Below are 19,033 nucleotides of genomic sequence, written 5' to 3'. Positions count from 1 at the left end.
AGGAGTAGGCTAGTGGCCTGTCCTTTGTTATGTACGTTATTTTGCTATCGGAGCTTGATGCTATGGCCCTCGAAACCTGGCTTGCGTTCTTCGCTGCCTGTTGGGTAATCAGCCTGTCACCGGGTGCTGGGGCAATTGCCTCGATGTCCGCCGGGTTGCAATACGGCTTTTGGCGCGGCTACTGGAATGCCCTGGGGCTGCAGTTGGGCCTGGCGCTGCAGATCGTTATCGTCGCCGCCGGTGTCGGGGCGATTCTCGCTGCATCGGAGCTGGCGTTCAGCCTGATCAAGTGGTTCGGTGTGGTCTATCTGGTGTACCTCGGCTATCGCCAGTGGCAGGCTTTGCCCAGCGATATGGCAGCGCAGACCGAGCGGCCGATTGGTCGGCCGCTGACTCTGGTTCTGCGCGGCTTTCTGGTGAATTTCAGCAACCCCAAAGCCATCGTCTTCATCCTGGCGGTGCTGCCGCAATTTCTTGATCCGCAGGCGCCGCTGCTGATGCAGCACCTGCTGATGGGGGTGACCATGATTTGCGTCGATCTGGTGGTCATGGCCGGCTACACCGGGCTTGCCGCGCGAGTGCTGGGCGCGCTGCGTTCGCCACGCCAGCAGCGCGTGATGAACCGCACCTTCGGTGCGTTGTTTGTCGGCGCGGCGGCATTGCTGGCCAGCGTACGTCGCGCGCCGGTTTGATTTAGCCGGTTATTGAATTACCAGGGAATCGGCAGGCCATCCCAGCCCCAGAAGGTGCCCGTTTGCGCTGGGCCGTGCTGTTCAATCTGCGCCAGCAGGCATTCGGCGGAGTAGCTCGGGGTAAACAGTTTTTCGGCAGGGACATTGGCCTGGAAGGGTTTCGACAGCTCGGTGTCGGTCGTGCCGGGATGCAGGCTCAGTACGCAGCTTTGTGGGTTGAGGCGCGTCAGTTCGATGCTGGCGGTATGCAGCAATTGGTTCAGGGCCGCCTTGCTGGCGCGATAGCTGTACCAGCCGCCGAGGCGGTTGTCGCCGATCGAACCCACCCGCGCCGAGAGTGCCGCGACGGTGCAGGGGTGGCGACCACGCAACAGTGGCAATAGGTGTTTGAGTAGCAGAATCGGTGCGAAGGCGTTGCTCTGGAAGGTTGCCTGCAGGCCTGCTATGTCCAGTTGCGCCAGCCCTTTCTCGGCTTTGGCCGCGCCGCTGTGCAAGATACCGATACTGCATACCAGCAGATGCAGGCGCGGGATGGCGTCGCGCAAGCGACTGGCCAGTTCGGCGAGCGCTGTTTCATCGCAGACATCCACATCCAGGCACTGGAGGCGCTCGCCATGTATCTCGGCCAGTGCCACGAGGCCTGGGGCTTGCCGGGCGTTGCGCGCAACCGCCCAGACTCGCGCCACATCTGCGCGGGCCAGCAGCTGTTCGGTTATGGCCAGGCCGATGCCACGGCTGGCGCCGCAGACGAGTGCTTCGGCTGGCTCGGAGAGGCGTTGCCAGAAATTCAAATTGCAGTGCTCCTGCTTGGCTGGGGCGACAAGGCTTGTGCGTTGCCTGCGTGATCACGGGTGGGCTGAGTGAATGGCATACTGAGGCTCAATAATGAAGGAAACAACGACTATGCGTGTCTGGATAGATGCCGATGCCTGTCCGCGCGCTGCGCGTGATCAGTTGGTCAAGTTTGCCCTCAAACGCGGTTTCGAGGTGGTGATGGTGGCCGGTCAGGCGCAAACCAAACCAGCTTACGCGTGCGTGCGACTGATTGTGGTGCCGAGTGGCCCGGATGCGGCGGATGATTATCTGGTCGAGCATGCCGTGCCTGGCGAGCTGGTAATTTGCAGCGATGTACCGCTGGCCGACCGGCTGGTGAAAAAGGGCGTTAGCGCCCTGGATCCGCGCGGCAAGCCGTTCGATGAGGGCAACATGGGGGAGCGTCTGGCGGTGCGTAATCTGTTTACCGACCTGCGTGAACAAGGCCAGGTCGGCGGTGGACAGGGACCCTATGGCGAGCGCGAGCGACAGGCTTTTGCCAACTCGCTGGATCGTATTCTGACTCGCTTGATGCGCGGTTAGAACCCTAAGGCGGGTAGCGCAGGCATGGCGCTACAGCATGGGTATCGCTGCGCTCAACCTGCGCGGCTCGACCCATCCTACCCGCACAGGTAGGTGCCGGTGCCGACTGCCACCAGAGTGCCGTCATCGTCGTGCAGTTCGCTGCGCACCACTGCGACCTTGTTGCCGGAACGCAGCAGCACGGCGCTGGCGGTAAAGTGCTGGCCGCGACCGGGGCGCAGGTAGTCGATGCGCAGGTCGATGGTCCCCAGCTTGGAGAGCCGGGCCATGCGCTCCTGGCTGGACAGGTGTTGGTGCTTGTCGAAAGCGCCGATCAGCGCCATGGCGCCACCGGCGACATCCAGCAGCGATGAGATGACCCCGCCATGCAGGATGCCGTGGACGAAGTTGCCGATCAGCTCGGCTTTCATTGGCAGGTGCATGGTCACCCGCTGCGGGCTCAGTTCGCCGAGCTGGATACCGAGCATCTGGTTGAACGGGATGCGCTGGAAAAAGCCGCTCACGGCCTGATGCAGTTCTGCGGTGAGTTCGAGCGGTGGAGTGGTCATGGCGCCTGCCTTTGCGAGAGTTCACTCACGCTGCAGCAGGCCGGCCCGTTTAGCCAGAGGCGCGGCGCGGGTGCCGCGCGCATTGGCGGGTTTGGCCTAAACGTGGGTCAGTTCGAGTACCCGGTCGACCAGTTTATTGATGCCAGAGGCCGCCTCGCTGATCGATTGGGCGAGCATGTAGGCGGGCGTGGTGACCAGCTTGTGGGCGTGATCCTCGACAATTTCACTGACTTCGCACTCGTGGTGGATGGCGCCCATCTGCGTCAGCGCGGCGGCAGTGTCATGGTCGTTGCCGATGGTGCACACCACGCCGCTACCGAAAATCTTTGCCGCCAGAGCCGGGGCGATGCACATCAGGCCGACTGGCTTGCCGGCCTTGACGAAGGCCTGGGTGGCGTTCAATACGCCGGCCTGCACCGTGCAGTTGGCGCCGCTGAGGACGAAGTCCGAGAGGTTTTTGGCCACGCCAAAGCCCCCGGGCATGATCAGGGCGTCGAAGTCGTCTACGTGCAGTTCGCGTACATCCTTGATTTTGCCGCGAGCGATGCGGGCAGCTTCCACCAAAACATTACGCGTCTCGTCCATCTCGTCGCCGCTGTAATGATCGACCACATGCAGCTGTTGCACGTCAGGTGCAAAGCACTGCACCACCGCGCCGCGCTGGTCGAGGCGCAGCAGAGTGATCACGCTTTCATGGATTTCAGCGCCGTCGTAAACGCCGCAACCGGATAAAATTACCGCTACTTTTTTGTTCATTGAGAACTCCTGGTCACTGGGCTGAGTCATGGTGGCTATGCAGATTATGGCTGGTCTGCGAGCGATCCTTGACGAGTTGGACGATCATCCTCGGCTCGGGCAGCGGGCGCCGCCCGCTGCGGTCAAGGTGCATCATGATAGGCTCGATACGGCACGCTTAGGGGCCTTGCGATTATCCTAGCCCGTGGGCTTTCTGGGGTGAATCCCTGCGTGCTAAGCGCGGGCTGCGGTTCAACGCTCTGGCTCTGCTGGGCAGGATCAATGCGCCGAACGCCGCAGGCGCCTGCGTAGCCAGAAGCCCAGGCCGATTACCAGCAGCGCGCCCAGCACATATAGCTGATAACGGCGGAAGTCGCTGAGCAGAGTATCCAGCGCTGCACCCAGGTGATAGGCCGCCAGGCCCAGGCCGCTAGCCCAGATAGCCACACCAATGGCATCCAGCAGCAGGTAGCGCCGCCACGAGTAGCCGGACAGGCCGATGGCCAGCGGCATCACCGTGCGCATGCCGTAGATGAAGCGAAACCCCAGCACCCACAAATCCGGGTGCCGACGCAGGAGCAGTAATGCCTTGTCGCCCAAGCCCTGCCAGTGCGGCCGGCGTTCGAGGATGCGGCGACCATGACTGCGGCCCAGGAAATACCACAGCTGGTCGCTGGCGTAGGTGCCGAAGAAGGCGAACAGTATCACCAGTTCGATGCTCAGATAGCCGCGCAGAGCCAGGTAAGCCGCCAGTAGCAGCGACATTTCGCCCTCGACAAAGGTGCCAAGCAGCACCGCTGGATAGCCAAATTGCTGCAGGATATTCTCAAGCATGGTGGCGGCCTGATATGTGGTTGTTCAGCCTACTCGTTTGCAGTGCGCGGGAAAACGCTGCGTCACTCGACGAGCGCGGGCGTGTTGGTCAAACTGTCCGCAGGCTGTTGTGACACATTGGCGCAGCTTCGCCTGCGACCGTCATCATTTGGTCATAATGCTGGCCTATAACTGTCACGCTCGCCCGTTCGTGCGGGCTATGGAGTCTGTTGTGAGCTTTACCCCTGCTAATCGCCTGTTTCCTGCCACGCGTCTGCGGCGCAATCGGCGTGATGACTTTTCTCGCCGCCTGGTGCGCGAGAATCGTTTGAGCGTGGATGATTTGATTCTGCCGGTCTTCGTCCTTGATGGCGATAACCGCCGCGAGGCGATTGCGTCGATGCCTGGCGTGGAGCGCTTGTCTATCGACCTGCTGCTGCAGGAGGCCGAGAAGTGGGTGGCCTTGGGTATTCCGGCGCTGGCGCTGTTCCCTGTGACGCCGCTGGAGAAAAAGTCTCTGGACGGTAGTGAGGCATGGAACCCCGAGGGCATCGCTCAGCGTGCGATTCGTGCCCTGCGTGCACGTTTTCCGGAGCTGGGCATCATCAGTGACGTGGCCCTGGATCCGTTCACTACCCACGGTCAGGACGGCATTCTCGACGAAGACGGCTATGTGCAGAACGACGTCACCGTCGACGCATTGGTAAAACAGGCACTGTCGCATGCTGAGGCCGGCGCCCAGGTAGTCGCGCCCTCGGACATGATGGACGGACGAATCCAGGCTATCCGCGAGACCCTGGAGCTGGCCGACTTCCCCAATGTGCGCATCATGGCCTATTCGGCCAAGTACGCCAGTGCCTACTACGGCCCGTTCCGCGATGCCGTTGGCTCGGCAGCCAACCTGGGCAAGGCCAACAAGGCCAGCTACCAGATGGACCCGGCTAACGGCGACGAGGCGCTGCACGAAGTGGCCGCCGACCTGGCCGAGGGTGCCGACATGGTGATGGTCAAGCCGGGCATGCCCTATCTGGATATTCTCTGGCGGGTCAAACAGGAATTCCGGGTGCCAACTTTTGTCTATCAAGTCAGCGGCGAATACGCCATGCATATGGCCGCGATCCAGAATGGCTGGTTGAGCGAGGCGGTGATCCTTGAGTCACTGACCGCTTTCAAACGAGCCGGTGCCGATGGCATCCTTACCTATTTCGCCGTTCGCGCGGCAGAACTGTTACAGCCGGGGCACTAGTCCCGCCAGGACGATCCAATGACAACCGAAGGACTCACCCCAAGCGAATTGCAGACTGCCGAAGCGGTCGCTGCCGACCTGCCCGCGGAGATCTTGCCGCCGATCGAAGTGCCGGTGCCCACGCCTGCACCACCCATGGTGGTGCCAGGCCTGGATGACAGCAGCTTGTATATCCACCGCGAGTTGTCGCAGCTGCAATTCAATATCCGCGTGCTGGAACAGGCGCTGGACGAGTCCTATCCGCTGTTGGAACGGTTGAAGTTTCTGCTGATTTTCTCCAGCAATCTCGATGAGTTCTTCGAGATTCGCGTCGCTGGCTTGAAGAAGCAGATCAACTTCGCCCGTGAGCAGGCTGGCGCTGACGGCTTGCAGCCTCATCAGGCGCTGGCGCGAATTTCCGAACTGGCGCACGAGCAAGTGGAGCGCCAGTACGCGATTCTCAACGACACCCTGCTACCGGCACTGGAAAAGCACCAGGTACGCTTTATCCGTCGCCGCCACTGGAATACCAAGCTGAAGGCCTGGGTGCGTCGCTACTTCCGCGACGAAATCGCGCCGATCATCACCCCGATCGGCCTGGATCCGACCCACCCGTTTCCTTTGCTGGTGAACAAGAGCCTGAACTTCATCGTCGAACTGGAGGGCATCGACGCCTTCGGCCGCGATTCTGGGCTGGCGATTATCCCGGCGCCGCGCCTGTTACCGCGGATCATCAAGGTGCCTGAAGACGTCGGCGGTCCTGGCGACAATTACGTGTTCCTCTCCTCGATGATTCACGCGCATGCCGATGACCTGTTTCAGGGCATGAAGGTCAAGGGTTGCTATCAATTCCGCCTGACCCGTAACGCCGACCTGTCGGTCGATACCGAGGATGTCGAAGATTTGGCTCGCGCCTTGCGCGGTGAGTTGTTCTCGCGGCGTTACGGCGATGCGGTGCGCCTGGAGGTGGTCGACACCTGCCCGCGGCCGTTGCTCGATTACCTGCTCAAGCAGTTCAGCCTGAGTGAGAGCGAGTTGTACCGGGTCAGTGGCCCGGTCAACCTGACCCGGCTGTTCAGCATCACCGGCCTGGCCAGCCAGCCGGATCTGCAGTATCCGCCGTTCACCCCGGTGATCCCCAAGTTGTTGCAGAACAGCGACAACATTTTCAGCGTGATCAGCAAGCAAGACATCCTTCTGCTGCACCCGTTCGAGTCCTTTACACCGGTCATCGATCTACTGCGTCAGGCGGCGAAAGACCCGCATGTGCTGGCGATCAAGCAGACCCTCTACCGCAGTGGCGCCAACTCGGAAATCGTCGATGCGCTGGTCGAGGCTGCGCGCAACGGCAAGGAAGTCACCGCGGTGATCGAGCTGCGTGCACGCTTCGATGAGGAGTCCAACCTGGCCCTGGCCAGTCGTCTGCAGGCAGCGGGAGCGGTGGTGATCTACGGGGTGGTCGGTTTCAAGACTCACGCCAAGATGATGCTGATTTTGCGCCGCGAGAGTGGCGAGATCGTTCGCTACGCGCACCTCGGAACGGGCAACTACCATGCCGGCAACGCCAAGCTGTACACCGACTACAGCCTGCTCACCGCCGATGTGGCGCTGGGTGAGGATGTGGCGAAGATGTTTAGTCAGCTGATCGGCATGGGCAAGACCCTGCGCATGAAGAAGCTGTTGCATGCACCCTTCACCCTGAAGAAAACCCTGCTCGACATGATCGCCAAGGAAACTGCCCAGGCCAGTGAGGGCAAGCCGGCGCACATCATCGCCAAGTTCAACTCACTGACCGATCCGAAGATCATTCGCGCGCTGTACAAGGCCAGTCAGACCGGGGTGCGCATCGACCTGGTAATCCGCGGCATGTGCTGCCTGCGTCCGGGTATTCCTGGGGTTTCGCACAACATTCAGGTGCGCTCGATCATCGGTCGCTTCCTGGAGCACACGCGGGTGTTTTACTTCCTCAACGAAGGCGAGGAGAAGATCTACCTGTCCAGTGCCGACTGGATGGAGCGCAACCTGGACAAGCGTGTTGAGACCTGTTTCCCGGTGGAAGGCAAGAAGCTGATCATGCGGGTGAAAAAGGAGCTGGAGACCTACCTGACCGACAACACCCAAAGCTGGGTGTTGCAGCCGGACGGGCGTTACTTGCGCAGTAGCCCGACGGGCAACCAGAACCCGCGCAGCGCGCAGGCCGGGTTGCTGGAGAAATTGACGGTGCCGCTGGTCAGCGCACGCTGAGTTCAATGCCGGTTCGTTTGAGCCATTCCGCTTCCTGGGTGAAGTCTGCCTGGGTTAGCGGGTTGCTCGCCAGCCAGCCTTCCGGAAAGCAGATTTCCAGGCTCTGCGCAGCCGCTTGCAACTGCACCTGGGGCATTTCCTGGGTGCCGCGGATGTGATGGAAGAGGATGGCGAAACGCAGCAATACGCACAGGCGAACCAGCTTGATGCCTTCGTCGCCGAATTCACCCAGTTTGTCCTTGGGGATATTGCGCCGATGGCCGCGCACCAACAGCGCGAGCATCTGCTGATCCATGCGTGAGAAGCCTGCCAGGTCGGAGTGCTCAATCAGGTAGGCACCGTGCTTGTGATACTGGTAGTGGGCGATGTCCAGGCCCAGTTCATGCACCCGTGCGGCCCAGATCAGCAGTTCGCGATGCCATTCGTCACCCAGTCCCCAGCTGTCGGCCACCTGGTCGAGGGCTTCCAGCGCCTTGCTTTCGACCCGTGCGGCCTGTTCCAGGTCGACGTGATAGCGCTCCATCAGCGCGCTCAGGGTGCGCTGGCGGACATCTTCATGGTGATGGCGACCCAGCAGATCGTAGAGCACGCCTTCGCGCAGTGCGCCTTCGGAGTGCGACATGCGCTCGATCTCGCAGGCATCGAAAATCGCTTCGAGAATAGCCAGGCCGGCAGGGAATATTCCACGTCGGTCCGGTTTGATGCCGTCGAGATCGAGCTTCTCCACGTCACCGAGCTTGAATACCTTGCGCTTGAGCCAGGCCAGGCCTTCCAGGGTTATCTCGCCAGAGCCCAGTCCCGCCGCCTGGATCGCCAGGCCGATGGCCTTGATGGTGCCAGACGCCCCGACCGCATCCTGCCAGCCGAGCCTGTGCAGGGCATGTTCGATGCCCATGATTTCCAGGCGAGCTGCGGTATACGCCTGAGCGTAGCGGGCCGGGGTGATCTTGCCGTCCTTGAAGTAGCGCTGGGTGTAGCTCACGCAGCCCATCTGCAGGCTCTCGCGCAGCAGCGGCTCGAATCGCTGGCCGATGATGAACTCGGTACTGCCGCCGCCGATATCGGTAACCAGGCGCTTGCCCGGTGTGTCGGCGATGCTGTGGGACACGCCGAGATAGATCAGTCGCGCTTCTTCGCGGCCGGAGATGACTTCAACCGGATGGCCGAGGACTTCCTCGGCGCGGCGGATGAACTCGCCCCGGTTGTGTGCTTCGCGCAGGGCGTTGGTGCCGACAATCCGTACCGCGCCATCAGGCAGGCTGGCGGTCAGTTGCGCGAAGCGGCGCAGGCAGTCGAGGCCGCGCTGCATGGCCTCCTCGTTGAGCAGGCGCAACTCGTCGATACCTGCAGCCAACTGAACCTTGTCGCCGAGGCGTTCAAGGATGCGCAGTTCGCCGTGATCGGTCTTGGCCAGCACCATGTGGAAGCTGTTGGATCCCAAGTCGATGGCTGCGATCAGGGGAAATGACTCTGCAGGGGTATGCGGCATGATGGGGCTTTCTCGATACAGAACGCCGACATCCTGCCACGATAGGCAGGGTACGCCAACGCATACTGATGTCGCAGGTCCTGCAGGTGTTCTAAAAACAGGCGTCTATGGGCTGTGCAGCAGGCGCGTTTCACTGTTCTTGCGCGGGCCGCCACGATCTACAGCGACGAATAGCGCTAAGGCTATGCAGCTCAGCCGCTCGATCAATAGCCGGCCGCTAGGTTCATGAGTGGATCGAGCCGACAAACTGACGCAGCTCCGCGGTTTGCGGGTTGTCGAACAACACCTTGGGGTCGCCCACTTCGTGCACCTTGCCCTGGTGCATGAACACCAGCTTGTCGCCCACTTCACGGGCGAAGCGCATCTCATGAGTGACCATGATCAGGGTCATGCCCTCGCTGGCCAGTTGCTTGACCACCGCAAGCACCTCGTTGACCAGCTCCGGGTCGAGCGCCGAGGTGATTTCGTCGCATAGCAGCACCCGTGGCGACATCGCCAGCGCTCGGGCGATGGCCACTCGTTGTTGCTGGCCGCCGGACAGGCGTTCCGGGTAGGCGTCGAATTTCTCGCCGAGCCCGACCCGCTCGAGCATCTGTCGCGCTAGCTGCTGCGCGGCGTCGCGCGGTAGCTTCTTCACCACTTGGGGGGCGAGCATGATGTTCTCGCCAACGCTGAGGTGAGGGAACAGGTTGAACTGCTGGAACACCATGCCGACCTTCTGTCGCAGGCTGCGCAGATCCGCACGGGCGGCGTCGATATATTCGCCATCGACCTCAATAACCCCATCGTCAATCGACTCCAGGCCGTTGAGGGCGCGCAACAAGGTGCTCTTTCCCGAGCCGCTGCGACCGATGATGGCGACCACCTCCCCTTCCTTGACCTTTAAATCAATGCCTTTGAGTACATGGTTATCGCCGTAGTACTTGTGCAGGGCGGTGACGTTAAGCAGTGACATTTAGTCTCCTTTCCAGGCGGTATGCAGCAAGCGACAAGGGGTAGCAGAGCAGGAAGTAACCGAGCGCTACCAGGCCATAGACCATGAAGGGCTCGAAGGTGGCGTTGGCCAGCATGCCGCCGGTCTTGGTCAGTTCGGTGAAGCCGATGATCGATGTCACTGCAGTGCCTTTCACCACCTGCACCGAGAAGCCCACTGTAGGGGCAATAGCGATACGCATGGCCTGTGGCAGTACAACGTGACGCAGTACTTCGAGCCGGCTCATGGCCAGGCTTTCGGCCGCTTCCCATTGGCTGTGGCTGATTGATTCGACGCAGCCGCGCCAGATTTCGGCGAGGAAAGCGCTGGTGAACAGGGTCAGGGCAATAGCCGCCGCCAGCCAGGGAGATACATCAACTCCGAGCAAGGCGATGCCGAAGAACACCATGAACAACTGCATCAGCAGCGGCGTACCCTGGAATAGTTCGATGTAGCCGCGCGCCAGAATTCGCAGGGGTTGCAGTGGTGAAATTCGTGCCAGTAGCACTAGCAGCCCGGCCAAGCCACCGCAGGCGAAGGCCACTAGCGACAGAAGCAGGGTCCACTGCATGCCGACCAGCAGGTTGCGCAGAATGTCCCAGAAAGTGAAGTCCATCAGCGGCCTCCGACGATGAAGCGGCGGCCAACCCAGGCCAGCAGCTGGCGGATCAGGATAGCCATCACCAGATACAACAGAGTGGTCACCAGGTAGGTTTCGAAGGCGCGAAAGTTGCGCGACTGAATGAAGTTGGCGGCATATGACAGCTCCTCGGTGGAAATCTGCGAACACACCGCCGAGCCGAGCATGACGATGATGATCTGGCTCGACAGTGCCGGCCAGACCTTGGCCAGGGCCGGGCGCAGCACCACATAGCGAAAAATCTCGATCCGGCTCATGGCAAGGGCTGCGGCGGCTTCAAGTTGACCATGGGGGATAGCCTGGATACCTGCGCGGATGATCTCGGTTGAGTAGGCTCCAAGGTTAAGCACCATCGCCAGCGCCGCCGCCTCCCACTCGTTTAGGCGTACGCCCAGGGCTGGAAGGCCGAAGAAGATAAAGAACAGCTGGACGATAAAGGGTGTGTTGCGGATTAGCTCGATATACAGGCCGAACAGTTGGTTGAATGGCTTGATCCGCCAGGCGCGCATCACCGCCCCGATTATGCCCAAGCCAACCCCTAGAAGGGTGCCCGCGGCGGTCAGGCTCAGGGTGAAGAATGCGCCTTGCAGCAACAGATCGGCGTTGTCCAACACCGGGATAAAATCGAACTGGTATGCCATCACGGGCCTCCTGACTATGCGGCCCTACATGTCCGCCGGCAGCGGTTGCTTCAGCCACTTCTCGCTGATCGCGTTGAGGCTGCCGTCGGCTTTGGCGCTAGCGATGATCGCGTTGACCTTGGCCAGTAGCGCGGCCTCGTTCTTGTTCAGGCCGACATACGTGGGTGAGTTCTTGAGGTTGAGCTTCATCAGTGGCACTCGCTTGGGGGTGCGTTCGGCGATGGCGGCCATCACCACGTTGCCGCTTGCGATCAGGTCGACCTGGCCGGAGAGGTAGGCGGCGATGGTCGAGTTGTTGTCCTCGAAGCGCTTTAGGGTTGCGCCCTTGGGTGCCACCTTGCTCAACTCGATGTCTTCTACCGCACCTCGCGTTACGCTGATGGTCTTGCCTTCCAAGTCGGCGAGGCTGCTTACGGCCGCGTCTGCCGGGCCGAATACGCCGAGGTAGAAGGGCGCGTAGGCGCTGGAGAAATCGATCACAGCCTCTCGTTCGGGGTTCTTGCCCAGACTGGAGATCACCAGGTCGACCTTACCGGTGGTGAGGAAGGGGATGCGGTTGGTGCTGTTGACTGGGGTTAGTTCGAGTCTCACCGCCAGCTGGTCGGCCAGCAACTGGGCGGTGTCGATATCCAGGCCGCGTGGCTGCATGTCCGGGCCGATCGAGCCGAAGGGCGGGAAGTCTTGCGGGACGGCGACTTTTAGCACGCCGCGCGCGGTGATGTCGCTGAGGCTGTCGGCGAAGGCGCTGGGCAAGCTCAGGGCCAGTCCAGCGATGAGCAGGTTAAGTAGGTGGCGCTGAATAGCGTGCATGGCATGCTCCTGGTGGGTTAGTTAAAGCCATAAGTTGTGCTTTTTTACAGGTTGCATTGCGCATGCCAATTCTATTTGATTCATGTACTTAGCTTTATTGTCATTGTAAAACAAGGTCTTACTGGTCTGAACAGTTGTCAATTTGACTGGCGGGTCGCTTTGGGTTCTGCGCTATTCAGGTGCGTGGCCGGGTATCTGGCTTCAAAATGGCGCGACACTTGCTTGGGAGGTCAATCTAGCCTTACAAAGGGCGTCTCTACTGGACCGACTGGCCTGAACAGTTATGCATGCTTCCGCTCCTCGTGCTGTTCCCGAATACGCTCTGCAGTCGATCCGCAAGTTGATTGCGGAAGAGGGCTACCGCCCAGGCGATGTACTGCCTTCACAGCGTGACCTGGCCGAGCGCCTGGGGGTCAGCCGCACTTCTTTACGTGAGGCCCTGTCATCCTTAAGTGCTTTAGGCGTGATCAGCGTGCAACCGGGTAAGGGTGTTTTCGTCCAGGCGGCGGCCGGGCAAGCCTTGGCCCCGATGGGCTTCGCCTGGCCGTTCGCTGAGCAGGTATCTGCCGCCGATACCTTTCAGTTGCGTTTCGCTCTGGAGGGTTTCGCCTGTGGCTTGGCGGCGGCCACCCTGACGGCGGCTCAGCTGGATGCGCTGCAGGACAATGTCGAACAGATGCGCCTAGAGCTGCGGGGCGGTGATTTCGAGAGCGCGTCGCGCCTGGATTTTGATTTCCATCGGAGCATCCTGCTGGCCAGCGGCAATCAGGCCATGTGCGGCATTGTCACCTCCAGCGCGGATATTTTTCTGGAAAGTCAGAAACTACCGTTTATTCGTCCGGAGCGCGCCATGGAGACCTGGCAGGAGCATCGCAAGATCCTCAAGGCCCTAGGGCGGCACGCCTCGGGCCCGGCGCAGAAGGCTATGCAGCAGCATATCCGTGCAGCCGCTTTGCGCACTGGCATTGCCTTTGTCACTCTCGGTGACTAGCGTCGGGGTAAATTGCTTCCGGGCCCATAGACAGGCTCAATGGCGTTCGCCTTCCTGTACCGGTAAAGGCGGGCTATGATGGTCGTCACTTTTGCTTCCGAACACGGAGACTTTCCATGAGCGAATTCATCACTAATGTCAGCGACGCCAGCTTCGACCAGGACGTCATTCAGGCCGAGGGCCCGGTGCTGGTCGATTACTGGGCGGAGTGGTGCGGCCCGTGCAAGATGATTGCCCCGGTTCTGGACGAGATTGCCCAGACCTATCAAGGCAAGTTGAAAGTCTGCAAATTGAACATCGATGAAAATCAGGAAACCCCGCCAAAATACGGCGTGCGCGGCATTCCGACCCTGATGTTGTTCAAGAATGGCAACGTCGAAGCCACCAAGGTTGGCGCACTGTCCAAGTCGCAGTTGGCAGCGTTTCTCGACAGCAACATCTAAGTACCTGCGCAGGGCCTAGCTCGCGAGGCCTTGAACAGATTCTGCTGATTGCTGAAAGCCCCGCAACTCGCGGGGTTTTTTCTGCATGAATGCTAGACGGATCGATAAAGCCGGTGTTACATTCGGCCTCGCTGCATTTTCTATGCAGCCCCCTGCAAGCCGTCGCCGACGGATTCCTACGCGAATACCTTCGAAACACCTTGGCGATCCAATCGCCTTTTAGCGGCGCGGCCTCCCAAGCTGAATAGCTTATTTCCCCTCCTTCATGATTACGTCATTCCTATGAATCTGACCGAACTCAAGCAAAAGCCGATCACCGAACTGCTGGAACTCGCTGAACAACAGGGCCTGGAAAACATGGCTCGTTCGCGCAAGCAGGACGTGATTTTCTCGCTGTTGAAAAAACACGCTAAAAGCGGTGAGGAAATCTCCGGTGATGGCGTGCTGGAGATTCTCCAGGACGGTTTCGGCTTTCTCCGCTCTGCGGATGCCTCGTACCTTGCTGGCCCCGATGACATCTATGTCTCGCCGAGCCAGATCCGCCGCTTCAACTTGCGTACTGGCGATACGATTGTTGGCAAGATCCGCCCGCCGAAAGAAGGCGAGCGTTACTTCGCGCTGCTCAAGGTTGACACGATCAACTACGACCGCCCGGAAAATGCCAAGAACAAGATTCTGTTTGAAAACCTGACGCCGCTGTTCCCTACCAAGCGGCTGATCATGGAAGCCGGTAACGGCTCCACCGAAGACATCACTGGCCGCATCATTGATCTCTGTGCGCCAATCGGCAAAGGCCAGCGCGGCCTGATTGTGGCGCCGCCGAAAGCCGGCAAGACCATCATGCTGCAGAACATCGCGGCGAACATCGCGCGTAACAACCCCGAGTGCCACCTGATCGTGTTGCTGATCGACGAGCGCCCGGAAGAAGTAACCGAAATGCAGCGCACCGTGCGCGGCGAAGTGGTTGCCTCGACGTTCGATGAGCCGCCAACCCGCCACGTGCAAGTGGCTGAAATGGTCATCGAGAAGGCCAAGCGCCTGGTTGAGCACAAGAAGGATGTGGTCATCCTGCTCGACTCCATCACTCGTCTGGCGCGTGCCTACAACACCGTGATCCCTAGCTCCGGCAAGGTTCTCACCGGTGGTGTTGACGCCCATGCTCTGGAGAAGCCGAAACGTTTCTTCGGCGCTGCACGTAATATCGAAGAAGGCGGCTCGCTGACCATCATCGCCACGGCGCTGATCGACACCGGCTCGCGGATGGACGAGGTCATCTTCGAAGAGTTCAAAGGCACCGGTAACTCGGAAATCGTCCTGGACCGCAAGGTCGCCGACAAGCGCATCTTCCCGGCCATCGACATCCTCAAGTCGGGCACCCGCAAGGAAGAGCTCATCACTCCGAAGGACCAGCTGCAGAAGACCTATGTCCTTCGGCGGATCGTCAACCCGATGGGCGCCCAGGACGCGATCGAGTTCCTGATGGACAAGCTGCGCCAGACCAAGAACAACGCCGACTTCTTCCAGTCGATGAACACCTGACGCCGGCCTGGCGGGCTTGGTCCTGCCGGCGCGTTGACGAAACGGGCCTCCTCCCGACGACGGGTGGAGGCCTTTTTCACGCCGCGCGAGGGTCCAGTGTCTCGCATCCAGGTATTCCTGTGCGGCGCCCGGGCGAGTTGGGGGGATGGAGCGGGGCGTCATTGCTCCAGTATGGCGCCGCAGCCGCCGGGGTGCGCCGTCGGTACGAAAGCCTGCAAATCCGGGCGGCTAGAGGCTGCGAATATCTATCCGACCGGGCAATTCGGCCAGATCGTTCGCGGCCCCCGTCGCGCCAACAGGCTCCCTGAAGCTGGGAAAGGGGCGTGATCAACGCCGGTTGGAGGGGACGGATTGTCCCGTTTTGTCTCCATTTGTCCCGGGACTATAGGTCTCCAGAGTCTCGCTCTACGGGATCAGCAGCGTCGAGCCGACCGTGCCGCGGCCTTCCAGCGTCTCGTGCGCCTGGCGAGCCTGGGCCAGCGGGAAGGTCTGGCCGATGTCGACCTTCACCGCGCCGCTCGTCAGCACCTCGAACAGGGCCGTTGCGCTCTCGTCCAGCTCCTCGCGGGTGGCGATGTAGTCGAACAGGCCGGGCCGGGTGAGGAACAGCGATCCCCCCTGCGCCAGGCGCGAGGGCAGGACAGCCGGGGCCGGGCCCGAGGCGTTGCCGTAGCTGACCAGCATGCCGCGCCGGGCCAGGGCGCCGAGGCTCCCCTCGAAGGTGGCGGCGCCGACGCCGTCATAGACGACGCTGACCCCCTGCCCTCCGGTCAGCTCTCGCACCCGGGCCGCGACATCCTCGTCGCGGTACAGGATGACCTCGTCGCATCCGAGCGACCGGGCCAGCGCGGCCTTGTCCGCGTCGCCCGCCGTGCCGATGACGCGGCAGCCAAGGTGTTTGGCCCATTGGACGAGGATCTGCCCGACGCCGCCGGCGGCCGCATGGGCCAGGATGGTCTGGCCGGCCTTCACCGGATAGCAGCGGCGCAGCAGGAACTCCGCCGTCATGCCCTTGAGCAGCGAGGCGGCCGCCAGGTCCGACGAGACGCCGGCGGGCAGCTTCACCGCCCGGTCTGCCTTGTAGGTGCGGTATTCGGCGTAGGCGCCCAGCGGCCCGCCCGCGTAGCCAGCGCGGTCGCCAACCACGAAGCGGGTCACACCCTCGCCGACCGCTTCGACGACGCCCGCGCCCTCCACACCCATCACGCCCGGAAGCCGCGCGGGGTAGAGGCCCGAGCGATAGTAGGTGTCGATGAAGTTGAGCCCGATGGCCTCGTGCCGGATGAGGATCTCGCCCGGCCCCGGTGCGGGGACGGGAAGATCGACGGCCTCGAGGACTTCGGGCCCGCCGGTGCGGGCCGCCTGGATCGCCAGCATGCGCCCTACCCCAGGTGTTCGGCGAAGAAGGCCAGGGAGCGACGGCCCGCGGTTTCGGCGTCGCCCGCGTGGAAATGCTCGCCGCCCTGGCGGGCGAAGGCGTGATCACGGCCCGGATAGTCGTGGATGGTGATCAGCGGATGGTTGTCCAGCGCCGCATGGATGGCCGCCTGGGCCTCCTTGGGCACGAAGCCGTCCTCGCCGGCGATGTGCAGCATCACCGGACGGGTGAGCTTCTCGGCCTCCGGGGTCAGGGAATCCAGGCCCACGCCATAGTAGGAGACGGCGGCGTCGACGTCGGTGCGGGTGGCGGTCAGGAAGGCCATCTTGCCGCCCAGGCAGAAGCCGACCGAGCCGACCTTGCCCGTGCAGCCGGGGTCGGCGCGGATGGCGGTGATGGTCGCCTGCAGGTCTTCGGCGCCCTTGTCGGCGTCAAAGGCGTTGAACAGTTCGAAGGCCTTGTCCCACTCCGCCTTGGACTGGTCGGTGATGTCGATGCCGGGCTCGATCCGCCAGAACAGGTCGGGGCAGATGGCCAGGTAGCCTTGGGCGGCGAGGCCGTCGGTAATGTCGCGCATCACGGCGTTGACGCCGAAGATTTCCTGGATCACCACGACGGCGGGGGCCTTCGCGGCCGCCGGACGGGCGACATAGGCCGAAAACTCGCCGTCGGGCGTCTTGATGGTCACGCGTTCTCCGCTCATCGTCGGTCTCCGTTTTGTGTCAGGATGTGGTTGTTAGCGCGGTCGCGCGTCTCGCGGCCATAGGTAACCCCGTCTGCGGCCAAGGAAAGATCGAACCATGAAGGTCACCGTCGAGATCGACTGCACCCCGGTGGAGGCCCGAACCTTCATGGGCCTGCCCGATGTCACCGCCCTCAATGACCATATGGTGGCGGAGATGCAGAAGCGCATGGACGCCAACATGGCCGCCCTGGCGCCGGAGGAGCTGATGAAGAGCTGGATGGCCTTCGGCTCGGGCGCGCAGGAGCAGTTCCGCAAGCTGATGACGGCGGCCATGCCGGCGGCGGCAGGGTTCGGGACCAAGCCCGGCGAATGACCGACACCATCTTCGCCCCGGCCACCGCGCCGGGTCGCGCGGCGCTGGCGGTGGTGAGGGTCTCCGGCCCCGGAACCCGGGCGGCTGTCCTGGCGCTGGCCGGTGCGGTCCCGGCGCCACGGCGGGCCTCGCTGCGCAAACTGACGGCCGTGAACGGCGCCGCGATCGACGAAGCCCTGACCCTCTGGTTTCCGGGTCCCGCCAGCTACACCGGCGAGGACGGGGCGGAGTTCCATGTCCACGGGGGCCTGGCGGTGGTTGATGCGCTGGTCGCGGCGCTGGCGGACCTGGGTTTGCGGCTGGCGCAGCCGGGCGAGTTCACCCGCCGCGCCTTTCAGAACGGCAAGCTGGATCTGGCCCAGGCCGAGGCGGTGGCCGACCTGATCGACGCCGAGACCGCCGCCCAGTCCCGCCAGGCGCTGGACCAGCTGGGCGGCGGACTGTCGCGGCGCTACGACGCCTGGCGCGAGGCGCTGATCGAGAGCCTGGCGGTGCTGGAGGCGGCGGTCGATTTCCCGGATGAGGACCTGCCAGAGGATGTCGCTGCCCGGGCGCGGCCGCACCTGGCGCGGCTGTTGTCCGAGTTGAAGGACGCGCTCGCCGACGCCGACCGGGGCCGGCGGGTGCGCGAGGGGTTCCGGGTGGCGCTGATCGGGGCGCCGAACGCCGGCAAGAGCAGCCTGCTCAATGGGCTGGCCCGTCGCGACGCCGCCATTGTCACCGCCACGCCGGGCACCACGCGAGACATCATCGAGGTTCCGCTGGTGCTGGGCGGCTTCAAGACCCTGCTGGCCGACACGGCGGGGGTCCGGGAGACCGAAGAAGCCATTGAGGCCGAGGGCGTGCGTCGGGCGCAGGCCTGGGCCGCCGGCGCTGACCTGCGGCTGTGGGTTGTCGACGGTCATGCGTCGGACGGTAGTTGGCGCTTCGCGCAGGACATGGTCCAGCCGGGCGACCTCTGTGTGATGAACAAGGCCGATTTGCTGGAAAGCCTCGATGGCGGACGGGCGCGGGCGGCGGCCCTGGAGCTGGGGCTCGAGATCCTTGGTGTTTCGATGAAGGCGGACGGAGCGGTGGCGGTGCGTTCGGCGCTGGAGGCGCGGGTCGTAGCGGCGTTGGCGGCGTCAGAGTTCCCTGCCGCGACGCGGCTTCGGCATGCCGAGACGCTCACCGAGGCCGCGACCCTGGTCGAGCGCGCGTTGGCTCAGGCTGAACCGGAGCTGGCGGCGGAGGATGTGCGGCTGGCGGCGCGGGCGCTGGAGCGGGTGTCCGGTCGGGTCGACCCGGAGGCGGTGCTGGACCGGGTGTTCGCCAGCTTCTGTATTGGTAAATGAGATGTTTCACGTGAAACACGGGTCTGCGGCGGTGCGTGCTTCGACACGCGCCTGCGGCGCTGCTCAGCATGACGTGGGTAGATAGCCTTCGAGCTACGTCATCCTGAGCAGGCCCGAAGGGCCG

General features: G+C 62.4%; 21 protein-coding genes. 9 read left to right on the top strand and 12 right to left on the bottom strand.

Going from position 1 to position 19,033, the window contains the following annotated elements; genetic code table 11:
- Positions 1-62: 62 nt before the first annotated feature.
- Positions 63-692 carry a homoserine/homoserine lactone efflux protein gene (rhtB, locus tag Q8K09_RS14575; RefSeq protein WP_305255699.1) on the top strand — a complete coding sequence of 210 codons (630 nt, stop codon included), beginning with the start codon at positions 63-65 and terminating at the stop codon, positions 690-692.
- A 17-nt stretch (positions 693-709) separates the two neighbouring features.
- On the opposite strand, the gene Q8K09_RS14570 is transcribed toward rhtB, so the two are convergent.
- Positions 710-1,483, bottom strand: a complete 774-nt coding sequence (locus Q8K09_RS14570; protein ID WP_305255698.1) for an SDR family NAD(P)-dependent oxidoreductase — start codon at positions 1,481-1,483, stop codon at positions 710-712.
- A gap of 112 nt (positions 1,484-1,595) precedes the next feature.
- Here Q8K09_RS14570 and Q8K09_RS14565 point away from each other — a divergent pair, with 112 nt between their 5' ends.
- Entirely contained in the window at positions 1,596-2,048 is a 453-nt protein-coding gene (locus Q8K09_RS14565; RefSeq protein WP_305255697.1) for a YaiI/YqxD family protein, read from the top strand.
- Positions 2,049-2,125: 77 nt separating this feature from the next.
- Here Q8K09_RS14565 and Q8K09_RS14560 read toward each other — a convergent pair whose 3' ends face one another.
- The 4 genes from Q8K09_RS14560 to Q8K09_RS14545 form a co-directional block, all read right to left on the bottom strand.
- Entirely contained in the window at positions 2,126-2,596 is a 471-nt protein-coding gene (locus tag Q8K09_RS14560; RefSeq protein ID WP_305255696.1) for a thioesterase family protein, read from the bottom strand.
- A 96-nt stretch (positions 2,597-2,692) separates the two neighbouring features.
- Positions 2,693-3,352 carry an isoprenoid biosynthesis glyoxalase ElbB gene (gene elbB / locus Q8K09_RS14555; protein ID WP_305255695.1) on the bottom strand — a complete coding sequence of 220 codons (660 nt, stop codon included), beginning with the start codon at positions 3,350-3,352 and terminating at the stop codon, positions 2,693-2,695.
- A 13-nt stretch (positions 3,353-3,365) separates the two neighbouring features.
- Positions 3,366-3,488 (bottom strand): hypothetical protein, encoded by a 123-nt coding sequence (locus Q8K09_RS14550; protein ID WP_305255694.1) that lies wholly within the window; start codon positions 3,486-3,488, stop codon positions 3,366-3,368.
- Positions 3,489-3,610: 122 nt separating this feature from the next.
- The gene (locus Q8K09_RS14545) at positions 3,611-4,165 is read right to left on the bottom strand and encodes a DedA family protein (RefSeq protein ID WP_305255693.1); all 555 of its coding nucleotides are present in this window, start codon (positions 4,163-4,165) and stop codon (positions 3,611-3,613) included.
- A 211-nt stretch (positions 4,166-4,376) separates the two neighbouring features.
- Here Q8K09_RS14545 and hemB point away from each other — a divergent pair, with 211 nt between their 5' ends.
- Both hemB and ppk1 read left to right on the top strand, forming a co-directional pair.
- Positions 4,377-5,390 carry a porphobilinogen synthase gene (gene hemB / locus Q8K09_RS14540; protein WP_305255692.1) on the top strand — a complete coding sequence of 338 codons (1,014 nt, stop codon included), beginning with the start codon at positions 4,377-4,379 and terminating at the stop codon, positions 5,388-5,390.
- 18 nt (positions 5,391-5,408) lie between these two features.
- Complete coding sequence (gene ppk1, locus Q8K09_RS14535) at positions 5,409-7,613, top strand: polyphosphate kinase 1 (RefSeq protein ID WP_305255691.1); 2,205 nt, start codon at positions 5,409-5,411, stop codon at positions 7,611-7,613.
- Here ppk1 and ppx read toward each other — a convergent pair.
- From ppx to Q8K09_RS14510, 5 genes are all read right to left on the bottom strand, one after another.
- Positions 7,600-9,102, bottom strand: a complete 1,503-nt coding sequence (ppx, locus tag Q8K09_RS14530) for an exopolyphosphatase (RefSeq protein WP_305255690.1) — start codon at positions 9,100-9,102, stop codon at positions 7,600-7,602. The two genes, ppk1 and ppx, sit on opposite strands and share 14 nt — an antisense overlap.
- Before the next feature lie 223 nt (positions 9,103-9,325).
- Positions 9,326-10,057 (bottom strand): amino acid ABC transporter ATP-binding protein, encoded by a 732-nt coding sequence (locus Q8K09_RS14525; RefSeq protein ID WP_305255689.1) that lies wholly within the window; start codon positions 10,055-10,057, stop codon positions 9,326-9,328.
- Entirely contained in the window at positions 10,044-10,694 is a 651-nt protein-coding gene (locus Q8K09_RS14520; protein WP_305255770.1) for an amino acid ABC transporter permease, read from the bottom strand. The genes Q8K09_RS14525 and Q8K09_RS14520 overlap by 14 nt, the downstream gene beginning before the upstream one ends.
- Positions 10,691-11,356: an amino acid ABC transporter permease gene (locus tag Q8K09_RS14515; RefSeq protein ID WP_305255688.1), complete on the bottom strand. Its 666-nt coding sequence runs from the start codon at positions 11,354-11,356 to the stop codon at positions 10,691-10,693. Before Q8K09_RS14515 ends, Q8K09_RS14520 begins: the two co-directional genes overlap by 4 nt.
- A 24-nt stretch (positions 11,357-11,380) precedes the next feature.
- Complete coding sequence (locus Q8K09_RS14510) at positions 11,381-12,166, bottom strand: transporter substrate-binding domain-containing protein (protein WP_305255687.1); 786 nt, start codon at positions 12,164-12,166, stop codon at positions 11,381-11,383.
- Positions 12,167-12,449: 283 nt separating this feature from the next.
- Between Q8K09_RS14510 and Q8K09_RS14505 the strand changes: the two genes are divergently transcribed.
- The 3 genes from Q8K09_RS14505 (at position 12,450) to rho (ending at position 15,139) form a co-directional block, all read left to right on the top strand.
- Positions 12,450-13,157, top strand: coding sequence for a FadR/GntR family transcriptional regulator (locus Q8K09_RS14505; protein ID WP_305255686.1), 708 nt, complete (start codon positions 12,450-12,452; stop codon positions 13,155-13,157).
- 116 nt (positions 13,158-13,273) lie between these two features.
- Entirely contained in the window at positions 13,274-13,600 is a 327-nt protein-coding gene (gene trxA, locus Q8K09_RS14500) for a thioredoxin TrxA (RefSeq protein ID WP_298110505.1), read from the top strand.
- A 282-nt stretch (positions 13,601-13,882) separates the two neighbouring features.
- Positions 13,883-15,139 (top strand): transcription termination factor Rho, encoded by a 1,257-nt coding sequence (gene rho, locus Q8K09_RS14495; protein WP_305255685.1) that lies wholly within the window; start codon positions 13,883-13,885, stop codon positions 15,137-15,139.
- 405 nt (positions 15,140-15,544) lie between these two features.
- Here rho and Q8K09_RS14490 read toward each other — a convergent pair whose 3' ends face one another.
- Together Q8K09_RS14490 and Q8K09_RS14485 are read right to left on the bottom strand one after the other, a co-directional pair.
- Complete coding sequence (locus tag Q8K09_RS14490) at positions 15,545-16,516, bottom strand: quinone oxidoreductase (protein WP_305255684.1); 972 nt, start codon at positions 16,514-16,516, stop codon at positions 15,545-15,547.
- Positions 16,517-16,521: 5 nt separating this feature from the next.
- On the bottom strand, positions 16,522-17,220 hold the full coding sequence (locus tag Q8K09_RS14485; RefSeq protein WP_305255683.1) for a dienelactone hydrolase family protein: 699 nt from the start codon (positions 17,218-17,220) through the stop codon (positions 16,522-16,524).
- Positions 17,221-17,317: 97 nt separating this feature from the next.
- Between Q8K09_RS14485 and Q8K09_RS14480 the strand changes: the two genes are divergently transcribed.
- On the top strand, positions 17,318-17,575 hold the full coding sequence (locus Q8K09_RS14480) for a DUF6489 family protein (protein ID WP_305255682.1): 258 nt from the start codon (positions 17,318-17,320) through the stop codon (positions 17,573-17,575).
- Entirely contained in the window at positions 17,572-18,909 is a 1,338-nt protein-coding gene (gene mnmE, locus Q8K09_RS14475) for a tRNA uridine-5-carboxymethylaminomethyl(34) synthesis GTPase MnmE (protein WP_305255681.1), read from the top strand. The genes Q8K09_RS14480 and mnmE overlap by 4 nt, the downstream gene beginning before the upstream one ends.
- Positions 18,910-19,033: the final 124 nt, after the last annotated feature.

The organism is Pseudomonas sp., assembly GCF_030683065.1.
In the GTDB taxonomy this organism is placed as follows: Bacteria; Pseudomonadota; Gammaproteobacteria; order Pseudomonadales; family Pseudomonadaceae; genus Aquipseudomonas.
This window is presented reverse-complemented; position numbering and strand designations above follow the sequence as displayed.